Below are 12,131 nucleotides of genomic sequence, written 5' to 3' on the forward strand. Positions count from 1 at the left end.
GCAACTATCGTGACGATGAATTTACGTGTGAGCAACATGCAAGATACATCCTGTATGAGAAACCACCGCCAAAAGTCAATAACTTAAAAAAAATAGGATTATCCTCATTCAAGAGACATTTTTTGCTTGTTACTATCATCGCCTTATGCGATTAATTCTATTCACAATTACGTTATTAATCTAAGAAAACAATGCCATACGGGTTATCATCGATTGTATAATTTTGTTAAACTCCGACAAGAACAGGGAGCATCGCGTTTTGGAATGGAGATGACATGAGCACAATATTTACCATATTGGCGATATTGCTTGCCTGTCTGATCGTTATCGGAGGTCTTGTCGGCTACCGTATGCGGCGCCGTTTCCTGTCCGCGCCACCCTTACCCGTTTCGCAATCGCTTCCCCGTCGGTTAACTGAAGATGAGCGGATCGCCGTAGAGCGTTATCTGGCTCAAGAAAATAGCCAGCAAACCACGCCGCTTGATACTCCCAATGCACAGCCAAAATTACCGCGTTCCCTGCAAAGTAATCGGGTTTATCCCATCACCCATACGATTACACGTTACGGCCTGAGCACCGATGTTCAGAATAAGTGGCGCTACTACATTGATACACAAGAAATTCATCTGCCACCCAGTTGGGAACAGTTCATCACCGAAAACAATACCGTCGAACTGATTAAGACACGCTCGATCCCGCTGGTTATATCTCTGAACGGACACTCGCTAACCGAATGCCTTGACGATCGTCCGCTGGCTCCGTTGCCAGCTGAAATCCCTGTGCCAAATGCTTCCATCCGTCAGGAAGGCAATGAACATGCGGAGCTGGTCACCATCCGCAAAGAAACGCGTGAAGAACACGCAATGCACCATTCCCGAGGGTTGAAAGAAACGGCCGTGCTCTGCCTGTCCTTTCTACTTCTGTTCATTAGCCTGAATAGCCCCATTGCCCTGCTCCCCTGGCTGATCGGCGCCGCATCATTGTTAGCAGGCTGGAGTTTGTGGCAGCTTTTCCGGTCTCCGTCCGCACAGGAATTGCGGGATGTACATTGCCTCCACGGCACGCCGCAAGGTTTAGGATTGTTTGGCGAATCTAATCAGGGCCCGCTCGGCAATATCTCTCTTGGCAATATCGATCTGATCTACCCGCCCCACTGGCAGCCCTATATCACGCAGGATCTGGGTCGAAAAACGGACGTAGATATCTATCTCAACCGTCAGGTGATCCGTCAGGGAGAGCACCTTTCACTGCATGATGAAGTGAAAAATTTCCCGCTACAGCGCTGGGGCAGAAATCTGCTGCTGGCTGCGGGTTCGCTGCTCAGTCTGATTTTGTTGGTCACTAACGTACAGCTTGAACTGCCGTTAAAACTCAGTCTGGCCTGGCTTCAAGGCGCACAGCGAATTGAGGTAATGCAGGTCAGCGATCTGGAAAAAGCCCAGCTCCGTATTGGCGACACGCTGGCCGTTCGCGGTAATGGTATGTGCTATGTGCCTGCAGGAGTTCATCCCGTCTCAGCGCCGTCGTCCTACGCGTTCAGCCCTTTCGACTGCTCCGCCATTTACTGGAACAAAGCCGCGCCGTTGCCATTACCAGAGTCTGAAACCATTGAAAAAGCCTCCGCTTTGCTTAAATCCGTCAACAGTCAACTTCATCCGCAAGCGGAAAAAGAAGGTCAGGTCAATTCTCAATTAGCGTCCACGATCCAGAAATCAGGACTGATTTTGTTGAAGAACTTCGCTGAAGTCGTTCTGAGAACACAAGATTTGTGTAAACAGGAAAACGATTGCTCTCGCCTTAAAAATGCGCTGGTGAATCTGAGCGACGTCAAAAATTGGAATACGCTGGTAAGAGACGCCGATTCCGGCAAGCTAAAAGGCATGAATGTCGTGCTGCCCGCCGTTAGCGCAGAAACGCTGGAGTCATTGGTCAACAGTTCCACCGATCAATTCTTCTATCAGGAAATCAATAACGCGACAGAGTCGCTGAACAGCCCGCCTCCCGGTGGATTCCTGATTCGCAGCGACGAAGGTCGGCAGTTCGTTAACTATCCGCTCCCGCCGATGCCGCTCAATGAATATCGTCCATCGGATCAGTGGCAGGAGCTTCAGCGGCTTTCAGCCATGCTGCTGCATACGCCGTTTAATGCCGCGGGCGTCATCACCCAGCTCAATACCGATGCTAACGGAACGCAGCACATCAGCCTGCATAGCGAACCCGATGTCATTACCGTCTGGCGCTATCTCGGCAGTTGCCTGCTGCTGCTGCTCTTTTCCGCGACGTTTATCATTAATGCGGTTCTGACCGGGATTAAAATGCATAAAAGCCAGAAACGGGTTACCGATATTCAGCGTTATTACGCCTCACGCTTCAATATAATGGCCGATTCGTTCCCAGATCACCGCCCCCTGCTACCCCGCTAACAGCGTCGTGCCCTTTCGGCGGTTATGCTAACCTAGCGGAATCGGTTTCTTGTCACTATTGCATCGCGCGTCTCCTGCTTCTCCCTCCTATAGCACGACGCGACATCTGGAGTCGTTATGAATCCCCACGTTAACTGGCACGACATCGACACCGTGATACTGGATATGGATGGCACGCTGCTCGATCTGGCGTTTGACAGCTATTTCTGGCTTCAACTGGTGCCGCAGTCGCTCAGTGAAAAACGCCGAATCAGCCTTGAGCAGGCACATCAGCTTATCAAGCAAGAGTATCAGGCGGTTCAGCACACGCTAAACTGGTATTGCTTCGATTACTGGTCAGAACGTCTCGATCTGGATATCTATCAAATGACGACAGATATCGGCACGCAGGCCCGATTACGCGATGACACCACGCCGTTTTTAGCGGCGCTGCGCGAGTGCGGTAAGGAGACGATTCTGCTGACCAATGCGCATCCACACAGTCTGGCTGTGAAAATCGAACACACGGGGCTGGATCAACACCTTGATTTATTGCTTTCCACCCATACTTATGGGTATCCGAAAGAGAATCAGCGTTTGTGGCAGGCCGTACAGCAGCAAACTGGCTTCAACCCCGACAGAACGCTCTTCGTGGATGACAGCGAGCCGATTCTGGATGCCGCGAAAACATTCGGCATCCATTACTGTCTGGGCGTACGTAATCCAGACTCCGGCCAGCAGGAAAAGGCATTCCTGCAACACCCGTCAATGAATGACTATCTTGCATTCCTACCAGCCCTGCGTCACTCCGTTAACGCAGGGTAATGCAGGTGGCCTGAGGGGGAAACACGGTGATGAGGTTCCCGCAGGGATGCCTCGCGCCATGTTTCCCCCAGTAACGCGATCCTTAAACGATCGGCATGAGGGTAATCAGGGGATTTATGGCGAAAGTTACTGAGCAGGCTGACGACGCCGTTCGTCTGGACAAATGGCTCTGGGCCGCCCGTTTCTATAAAACCCGAGCAATCGCCCGCGAGATGATCGACGGCGGCAAAGTGCACTATAACGGGCAACGCGGTAAACCGAGCAAACAGGTCGAGCTGAATGCCGAGATTAAACTGCGTCAGGGAAATGATGAACGCACCGTGATCATTGTGGCCGTCAGCGGCCAGCGCAGAAGTGCGACAGAGGCGCAGGCGCTGTATCAGGAAACGGCTGCAAGCATAGAGAAACGAGAAAAGGTGGCACAGGCGCGGAAAATGAATGCGCTGACGATGCCACATCCCGATCGCCGCCCGGATAAAAAAGAGCGACGCGATCTGATTAAATTTAAATACAGCGATCAAGACTAATCGCCGTATTAAGACGAGAAAATATTATGGCTCACGACCAACTACATCGTTATCTGTTTGAGAATTATGCCGTCCGTGGCGAATTGGTGACAGTTAACGAGACGTATCAACGTATTTTGACCAACCACGACTATCCAGAAGCGGTGCAAACACTGCTGGGCGAGATGCTGGTTGCTACCAGCCTGCTGACGGCAACGCTGAAATTCAGCGGCGATATTACCGTGCAGCTTCAGGGCGATGGCCCACTGAAACTGGCAGTGATTAACGGTAACCACCAGCAGCAGATGCGCGGCGTTGCCCGTCTGCAAGGGGATATCACGCCGGGCAGTTCGCTGAAAGAGATGGTCGGCAATGGCTATCTGGTCATTACGATTACGCCGACCGACGGCGAACGTTATCAAGGCGTCGTTGGCTTAGAAGGTGAAACCGTTGCTGAATGTCTGGAAAGCTATTTCCAGCAGTCCGAACAGTTGCCGACGCGGCTGTTTATCCGTACCGGACAGCACGAAGGCAATCCGGTCGCCGCTGGCATGCTGCTACAGGTACTACCTGCGCAGGATACTGACCGGAATGATTTTGATCATCTGGCCCAGCTCACCACGACAGTCAAAGCCGAGGAGCTGTTTACCCTACCTGCCAACGAGGTGCTGTACCGCCTTTACCATCAGGAAGAGGTTACGGTATATGAACCGCAAGATGTCGAATTCCAGTGTCACTGTTCGCGCGATCGTTGCGCTGATGCATTAATGACGCTGTCCGATCAGGAGATCAATGAGATGATCGAGCAGGACGGTGAAATCGATATGCACTGTGATTATTGTGGCACACACTACCTGTTTAATTCACTGGACATCCGTGCTATTCGGCACGACTCATCAGGAAATCTGTTGCATTAATCTTTTTAACGGGTACGACAGTACCCGTTTTATTTTGCTTATTTCCCCACCTGTAAACCGCCGTGATTATTTTTCAAACACCCTAAATAAGCAAAGTTATTAATGAATTTATTTAATTTTATGATTGCTATCGCGGTTAAAATAAGCTCACTCCCTACAATGTTTAGTAGTACGACTATAACTTGAGGAGTAGCAACATGCAGATCAACGGTATTACCCCGCAAGCCCTGGCTGCTTATGGAATCCATGATGTCCGCGATATTGTCTACAATCCCAGCTATGAACTGCTTTTTAAAGAAGAACGCTCCCCTACCCTACAAGGCTATGAACGCGGCATCGAAACCCAACTGGGTGCAGTAGCCGTTGATACCGGCATCTTTACCGGCCGTTCCCCGAAAGACAAATACATCGTGCGCGATGACGTTACCCGCGACACCGTGTGGTGGTCCGATCAAGGAAAAGGTAAGAACGATAACCAGCCATTGAGCCAGGAAACCTGGACGCATCTGAAAGAACTCGTCACCACGCAGCTGTCTGGCAAGCGGTTGTTCATCATCGATGCCTTCTGCGGTGCTAATCCAGACAGCCGCCTCAGCGTGCGTTTCGTGACCGAAGTGGCCTGGCAGGCGCATTTCGTCAAAAACATGTTTATCCGTCCGAGCGATGAAGAACTGGAAGGTTTTGAACCAGATTTCATCGTGATGAACGGTGCAAAATGCACTAATCCGAACTGGCAGGAACAGGGGCTGAACTCTGAGAACTTTGTCGCGTTCAACCTGACAGAGCGCATCCAGCTGATTGGCGGCACCTGGTACGGTGGCGAAATGAAGAAAGGGATGTTCTCCATCATGAACTACCTGCTGCCGTTGAAAGGCATCGCCTCGATGCACTGCTCGGCAAACGTCGGCGAAAAAGGCGATGTGGCGGTCTTCTTCGGCCTGTCCGGTACGGGTAAAACCACGCTTTCTACCGATCCGAAACGCCAGTTGATTGGCGATGACGAGCACGGCTGGGACGACGACGGCGTCTTCAACTTTGAAGGCGGCTGCTATGCCAAGACCATCAAACTATCCAAAGAAGCGGAGCCGGATATTTACGGTGCCATCAAACGCGATGCGCTGCTGGAAAACGTCACGGTGCTGGCAGACGGCAACGTAGACTTTAACGATGGTTCCAAAACCGAGAATACCCGCGTCTCTTACCCGATCTACCATATCCACAATATCGTTAAACCGGTCTCCAAAGCGGGTCACGCAACCAAAGTGATCTTCCTGACGGCGGACGCATTCGGCGTGTTGCCACCCGTTTCTCGCCTGACATCCGATCAGACGCAATATCACTTCCTGTCTGGCTTTACGGCCAAACTGGCGGGAACTGAGCGCGGCGTGACGGAACCAACACCAACCTTCTCCGCCTGCTTTGGCGCGGCATTCCTAATGCTGCACCCAACGCAATACGCAGAAGTGCTGGTGAAACGTATGAAGGCGGCAGGCGCACAAGCCTATCTGGTGAACACTGGCTGGAACGGCAGCGGCAAACGTATCTCAATCAAGGATACGCGAGGGATCATTGACGCCATTCTGAATGGCAGCATTGATGATGCAGAAATGCAGACGCTGCCGGTCTTCGATTTGGCAATCCCGACCTCGCTGCCCGGCGTCAACCCTGACATTCTCGACCCACGTGATACCTATGCGAGCATCGAACAGTGGCAGGAAAAAGCAGACGATCTGGCCCAACGCTTTATCACCAACTTCGATAAATACACCGATGCACCAGCAGGTGCCGCGCTGGTGAAAGCAGGACCGAAGCGGTAAACCGCTCGCCAGCAAATGTATGTAAAAAAGGCGCGGATTCCGCGCCTTCAGGCCGTCGAAAAATCTATTTGCCAAACGAAAACGGTAGTAACGGAATAGAAGAGTAAAGCGTTTGCGCCAAGGATGGCGCAAGCCGAGCGCACAGGGATGTGTTCACAGCGTCTTTACGATCTATCCGTTACTACCGCGCGGCGGACTTTATTCGTGACCTCAAAAGGCGCAGATTCCGCGCCTTTTTCTATTGTAGAACTTAAGAAGAGGCTTATGACTAACGCTGGTAGTCTAAACCTCATTTTAGGAGAAACACGGGGATGAGGTTCCCGCAGGGACACCTCGCCCCGTGGTCGCTCCGTGTATCTCGGTTCTTAAACGATCGGCATTAGGCTTATGACTCTTTTGCAGCACCGTTATCCGCTACCGAGGCTTCCGATAGCAGCGGCAAATACGCGCGGACACAGAGCCCACCGCGTTCGCTCGTGCCAACATCCAGCACGCCATTATGTGCATCGATAATACGCTGCACAATCGCCAAGCCTAGCCCTGTTCCGCTGGTGGTTCGTGCGCTGTCGCCGCGAACAAATGGCTGGAACAAGTGCTGTAATTGATCGGCCGCGATGCCTTCCCCGTCATCTTCTACTTGGAACCACACGCGCTGTAGCTCACGTCCGGTACTGACTTTGATCCAGCCGTTACCGTAACGCGCCGCATTCACCACCAGATTCAGCGCCGCACGTTTTATCGAGAGCGAACTGATGCGCAACAGCAGCTCACCAGTAGCAAAATCGCTGTCAATCTGACGTTCATAGCCGCTCTCGGACGCCACCACTTCACCCATAATGGCGTTCAGATCGGCGACTTCCGTCTGCATTTCCTGACCGGTACGCAGGTAGTCGAGGAACTGCTCAATAATCGCATTACACTCTTCAATGTCCTTATTGATCGACTCCGCCAGATAGTCATCTTCCTTGCCCATCATTTCGGTCGCCAGACGAATGCGCGTCAGCGGCGTACGCAAGTCATGACTGACGCCCGCCATCAGCAGCGTGCGATCATCGGCCAGCAGCTTCACGCCAGAGGCCATCTGGTTAAAGGCGCGCGTCACAGAACGCACTTCAGACGCGCCATATTCCCGCAGCGGCGGCGGAATAATGCCTTTACCGACCTGCAAAGCCGCATGCTCCAGCTCAACCAGCGGTCGGTTTTGCACCCGAATAAATAGCCATGCGCCGCCAATCACCAGCAACATAATCGCCAGCGTATAGCGGAAAAGCGGCGAGAAATCGCCCTGATGAATTTCAGTGAGGGGAACGCGTACCCAGATATCCGGTGACAGCCAGGTTTTCAGCCACACTACCGGCGTGTTTTTGCTGACTTCAACCCGCACATCCGTTGGGCCGCCCAGCTGCTGCGCCATCTGATCACTCAGAAATTTGTAGTGCTGTGCCCAACGCAGGCCGCTTTCCTCCGCCGCAGCATTGGTGTACAGCGATATACCCAATTCGCGATAAATCTCACGCCGGAACGCAGGTGGCACCTCAAGCGTGGAGCCATCTTCCAGTTGCAGACTGTCCGTCATCAGCATTCTTACTTCGTATGCCAGCACCTTATTAAATTGCTGCAAACTCGGCAGAATAGCGAAGTTGAGCACCACCAGATAGGTGGTGACCAAACTGACAAACAATAACGTGACAATCAGCAGCAACGTCCGTGCAAATGAGCTGCGCGGAGAAAAGCGCCATTGCATCATGCCTTACTGCCGTCCGGGACAAATACGTAGCCAAGACCCCACACGGTTTGGATATAACGCGGGTGCGCCGGATCCTCTTCCACCATGCGACGCAGGCGAGAAATTTGTACGTCGATGGAACGCTCCATCGCACTGTATTCGCGACCACGAGCCAGATTCATCAACTTATCGCGAGACAGCGGTTCACGCGGATGGCTTACCAGCGCCTTAAGCACAGCAAATTCACCGCTGGTTAACGGCATCGGTTCATCATCACGGAACATTTCGCGCGTGCCCAGATTCAGCTTGAACTTACCAAACGCGATAATGGCTTCTTCCTGCGATGGCGCACCCGGCAGTTCATTCGCCTGACGACGCAGCACGGCACGGATACGAGCCAGCAGTTCACGCGGGTTGAAAGGTTTAGGAATATAATCGTCCGCGCCAATTTCCAACCCAACGATACGGTCCACTTCTTCCCCTTTCGCCGTCACCATAATGATCGGCATCGGGTTGCTCTGGCTGCGCAAACGACGGCAGATGGACAACCCATCCTCGCCCGGCAACATGAGGTCCAGCACCATGAGGTGAAAGGATTCTCGGGTCAGCAAACGGTCCATCTGTTCAGCATTCGCTACGCTACGTACCTGAAAACCCTGTTCGGTCAAATAACGTTCTAACAGCGCACGCAAACGCATATCGTCATCTACAACCAGAATTTTATAGTTTTCTTGCATTCTCTTTCTCCAAAGGCGTAATAGCGCCGACGCTGCTATTGTTCAGAAACACACGAATTACTGACAGTCGTTTCTGGTATACATTCTAGGCGAAATTGTTACAAAGCATATTAAAATTCGTGTAATCAATCATTTCCTGTGCCTGTCAGGCATAAAATCATCGGCGATTTATGCAGGTTGTGGTTAGCGAAGATTGTTGTTTACGAAGATTATAGTAACGCCGCCGCCAATAAAAAGGCACTGGGGCGGCAAAAGCAGGAGAAAAGAGAAGCAGCGGGTGCTGCCGCCCAGACTCAGGACGACAGCGTGAAGCGGTTAACGCAGGAGCGTGATTAGCGCATGAGTTCATCAAGCACAACACTCACCGATGGCAGTGCGGGCAGGAAAAGGTGGCGCGTCGTTTTGTAGGGAAACAGGCACTTTTCCGTCACAATCGTCTGCATGATCAGATTCTTGCAAAAAGGCTGCCCAGTCTTCCAGTGGTAAACGGACACGCGGGGATCGTCATAATCAAGCAGCGCACAAGGAATATGCTTTAATCCCAGCTCGGTGGCAGCACGTAACCGATGGTTGCCGTCCATGATAATCCCCGTCTCTTTCTCTATCGGCACAGGCGTCGTCCAGCAGCCACAGCGACAGATATCCTCCATCAGACATTCCACGTTCGACATATCGACATTTTCCGAGGGCAACAGGAACTGCACGGGCGTAAGGGCAATATGGTAGGTCATACTTTCAAACATTCTCCACCTCCTGACGTAACGGTTACGTGCAGCGCCGACATGACGCCAGCGCTGCCTCTCATTTACGGCGCAAGACTGACGAAGTAGCCCGGCTGGTAGTCAACCGGTAAAAACTGCTGATGAAGCTGGCGGAAGGTGTCATCCGCGTTGAGATCGCGGAATAAGTCTGGGTGAAACCACTCAGCCAGTTGCTGAATCGCGATGAAATCATAAGGGCCGTTGTAAAACTGATGCCAAATGGCATGGAACGCACGTTTCTGTTTGGCGATGGTGTTGGTATAGGCCGGACGCCCCAGAAACCATTCAAGCCGCTTGCGCCCTTCCGTCATATCCTGCCCCGGCCCTAACCCAATCCAGCGGCCGCCGGGCACGAAGGCTTCAAAGTTGCCGCTGGTGATCACCACGATTTCTGGGTTTTCCACAATCACCTGTTCTGGATGCATTTGCATGAAAGTATTCGGCGCGTTTTTCGCGGCCACGTTGTCGCCACCAGCCAACTGCACGAACTTACCGAAGTTATCCCGACCAAACGTCAGGCAGCACTCATCGGTGTAGCCTCCTAGTCGCTCAATGAACACGCGCGGAGAACGCGGGTGTTTCGCTGCCAACACGTCGGAAACGCGTTTTAGCTGCGCCTCACGGAATGCGAGAAAGGCTTCGGCACGCGCTTCCTGATTAAACAGCGTGCCGAGCAGGCGCATGGTTGGCGCGGTGTTTTCCAGCGGGTGATAGCGGAAATCAACGTAGACGATCGGGATCCCGACGCTGTCCAATATCCGGTCGTAACCCGCATCGACAATCGCCCGCTGCGCCTCAATGTTCATAATGATGACGTCCGGCTTCAGTGACACCGCCTGCTCCACGTCAAACGTGCCTTTCTCCGTACCGTCAAACGTCGGGATCGTCGCCAGTTGAGGGAAACGATCGCGATATTGGTGCCACGTTGCGGGATCGGACTGAATCAGATCGCGCCGCCAGGCAACAATTCTTTTCGCCGGATCTTCTTTGTCGAGCATGGCGACCAGATAAAGCTGACGCCCTTCACCCAGCATCACGCGCTGCACTGGCGTGTTGACTCTCACTTCGCGCCCCAACACATCCTTGACGATGGTTGACGTTTGCGCAGCCTGTCCCGCCAGCGGCGACAGGAATGCCATCAGCAGCACACTCAGGAATAACGGACGGCGACACTGCCGCTTCCAACGATTAAACATTTTCGATATTTCCCTTCGTCGAGAGAGAGTCATGTTTTTCCGCCTGTATCCGCAAACGTCGTAGCAGCATCAGAGCGACCAGTAAGGTCACCAGATACGCGGCGCCAACGCAGAAGAATAGCGAACGTAGTCCGGGGGAATAGAGAACTAATCCGCCCAAAGAAATGCCAAGAATCGAGGCAAATTGGCTGACGCTTTGCGCCACGCCGAGTATATAACCCTGCTGCCCTGCACCCGCCGCACGCGAAATCAGCGCCATCAGAACCGGCGTGGTAGCCCCAAGCAGCACACCCCACAGGAAATAAAGCGGGATGAAAATCGCAATATTCAGCATCGTGGCAGCGGTCAATGTCACGATGGCGCAGGCCAGCATGACCACACATAGGCGGCTCAGCGTCTGCGACAGCGAGAGGTCTTCAAAATAGCGCGCCCACAATGACGCAGAGACGATCACCCCGGTCGCCTGCAAGCCATAACACAGACCGATAACCCACTTATCTACCTGAAAGAAGTCGTCCATGTAGAGGGAAAACGGCGTTTGCGGAATCATGCGGCTGGTCAGCAACAGGCCAGAAATCAGCAACAGGGCGGGAATCGGCGACAGCGCCCAGAGCCGTTTGCGGGGAATGTTTTTCTCCTGAGCCTCCGCGGTCGGAACGGCAGGAGTCACGGGGGTAACATGCGGCAGGAACAGCGCTACGGTGATGCCACACAGCGCGCACAGGATCGCGGCACTCAGGTTGATCCAGAAGAAGTTCAGATAATCGAGAATCAGCCCACCGACAATCGCGCCCAGCAGCGATCCCACGTTGGTAGAAACCTGAAGCCAGGCAAATAGCCGCGTGCGCTGTAACGGACTGACCACCGCGACGCCATACGCCTGCGCGGGCGCAATATAACCCGCACAGGCACCCTGAATAAAACGCAGCGCAACTATCGTCCAGATATCATTTGCCCACGCCAGCCCAAGTTGGGTCAAGGCCAGCCCGAACAGTGCGCGGACCATCATGGCTTTGTTGCCCAAGCGATCGCCCATCCGTCCCCAGAAGGCGCTGGTCAGCATAATCCCCAACATCGGCCCGACGTAGACGGCAATCCCCGCGACACTCAGTTCAGCACCGGACGACATGCTTTCCAGATGCAGCGGCCAAAACGGCCCGCTCATCTCCATCGCTCCCATCGCCACCAGTTGTACAACAAACATAAAGTGGATGATGAACGCGACCTGTCCGGTCAAGCGCATG

11 protein-coding genes are annotated in these 12,131 nt (G+C 53.1%); 6 read left to right on the plus strand and 5 right to left on the minus strand.

Annotated elements, in window-relative coordinates; all coding sequences use genetic code 11:
• The first annotated feature begins 275 nt into the window (after positions 1 to 275).
• The 5 genes from A0G03_RS08905 to pckA all read left to right on the plus strand — a co-directional run bounded on the left by A0G03_RS08905 (position 276) and on the right by pckA (position 6,467).
• Positions 276 to 2,423 carry an intracellular growth attenuator family protein gene (locus A0G03_RS08905; protein ID WP_048262772.1) on the plus strand — a complete coding sequence of 716 codons (2,148 nt, stop codon included), beginning with the start codon at positions 276 to 278 and terminating at the stop codon, positions 2,421 to 2,423.
• 117 nt (positions 2,424 to 2,540) lie between these two features.
• A complete protein-coding gene (yrfG, locus tag A0G03_RS08910; RefSeq protein WP_048262775.1) occupies positions 2,541 to 3,227 on the plus strand; it encodes a GMP/IMP nucleotidase in 687 nt (228 codons plus the stop codon).
• A gap of 116 nt (positions 3,228 to 3,343) precedes the next feature.
• Positions 3,344 to 3,754, plus strand: coding sequence for a ribosome-associated heat shock protein Hsp15 (gene hslR / locus A0G03_RS08915; RefSeq protein WP_048262777.1), 411 nt, complete (start codon positions 3,344 to 3,346; stop codon positions 3,752 to 3,754).
• 26 nt (positions 3,755 to 3,780) lie between these two features.
• Positions 3,781 to 4,650: an Hsp33 family molecular chaperone HslO gene (gene hslO, locus A0G03_RS08920; protein ID WP_048262778.1), complete on the plus strand. Its 870-nt coding sequence runs from the start codon at positions 3,781 to 3,783 to the stop codon at positions 4,648 to 4,650.
• A gap of 197 nt (positions 4,651 to 4,847) precedes the next feature.
• Complete coding sequence (gene pckA / locus A0G03_RS08925) at positions 4,848 to 6,467, plus strand: phosphoenolpyruvate carboxykinase (ATP) (protein WP_048262780.1); 1,620 nt, start codon at positions 4,848 to 4,850, stop codon at positions 6,465 to 6,467.
• 385 nt (positions 6,468 to 6,852) lie between these two features.
• On the opposite strand, the gene envZ is transcribed toward pckA, so the two are convergent.
• Both envZ and ompR read right to left on the minus strand, forming a co-directional pair.
• Positions 6,853 to 8,214, minus strand: coding sequence for a two-component system sensor histidine kinase EnvZ (gene envZ, locus A0G03_RS08930; protein WP_048262782.1), 1,362 nt, complete (start codon positions 8,212 to 8,214; stop codon positions 6,853 to 6,855).
• Positions 8,211 to 8,930, minus strand: coding sequence for an osmolarity response regulator transcription factor OmpR (ompR, locus tag A0G03_RS08935; RefSeq protein ID WP_005969424.1), 720 nt, complete (start codon positions 8,928 to 8,930; stop codon positions 8,211 to 8,213). Before ompR ends, envZ begins: the two co-directional genes overlap by 4 nt.
• Positions 8,931 to 9,107: 177 nt before the next feature.
• Here ompR and A0G03_RS21865 point away from each other — a divergent pair, with 177 nt between their 5' ends.
• A complete protein-coding gene (locus A0G03_RS21865; RefSeq protein WP_157860055.1) occupies positions 9,108 to 9,266 on the plus strand; it encodes a hypothetical protein in 159 nt (52 codons plus the stop codon).
• On the opposite strand, the gene A0G03_RS08945 is transcribed toward A0G03_RS21865, so the two are convergent.
• The 3 genes from A0G03_RS08945 to A0G03_RS08955 form a co-directional block, all read right to left on the minus strand.
• Positions 9,263 to 9,673, minus strand: a complete 411-nt coding sequence (locus tag A0G03_RS08945; protein WP_048262784.1) for a ParB N-terminal domain-containing protein — start codon at positions 9,671 to 9,673, stop codon at positions 9,263 to 9,265. The two genes, A0G03_RS21865 and A0G03_RS08945, sit on opposite strands and share 4 nt — an antisense overlap.
• Positions 9,674 to 9,735: 62 nt before the next feature.
• Positions 9,736 to 10,887, minus strand: coding sequence for an ABC transporter substrate-binding protein (locus A0G03_RS08950; RefSeq protein WP_053075326.1), 1,152 nt, complete (start codon positions 10,885 to 10,887; stop codon positions 9,736 to 9,738).
• Positions 10,880 to 12,130 carry an MFS transporter gene (locus A0G03_RS08955; RefSeq protein WP_048262786.1) on the minus strand — a complete coding sequence of 417 codons (1,251 nt, stop codon included), beginning with the start codon at positions 12,128 to 12,130 and terminating at the stop codon, positions 10,880 to 10,882. Before A0G03_RS08955 ends, A0G03_RS08950 begins: the two co-directional genes overlap by 8 nt.
• Position 12,131 lies beyond the last annotated feature (1 nt).

Source organism: Pectobacterium peruviense (assembly GCF_002847345.1).
Lineage (GTDB): Bacteria > Pseudomonadota > Gammaproteobacteria > Enterobacterales > Enterobacteriaceae > Pectobacterium > Pectobacterium peruviense.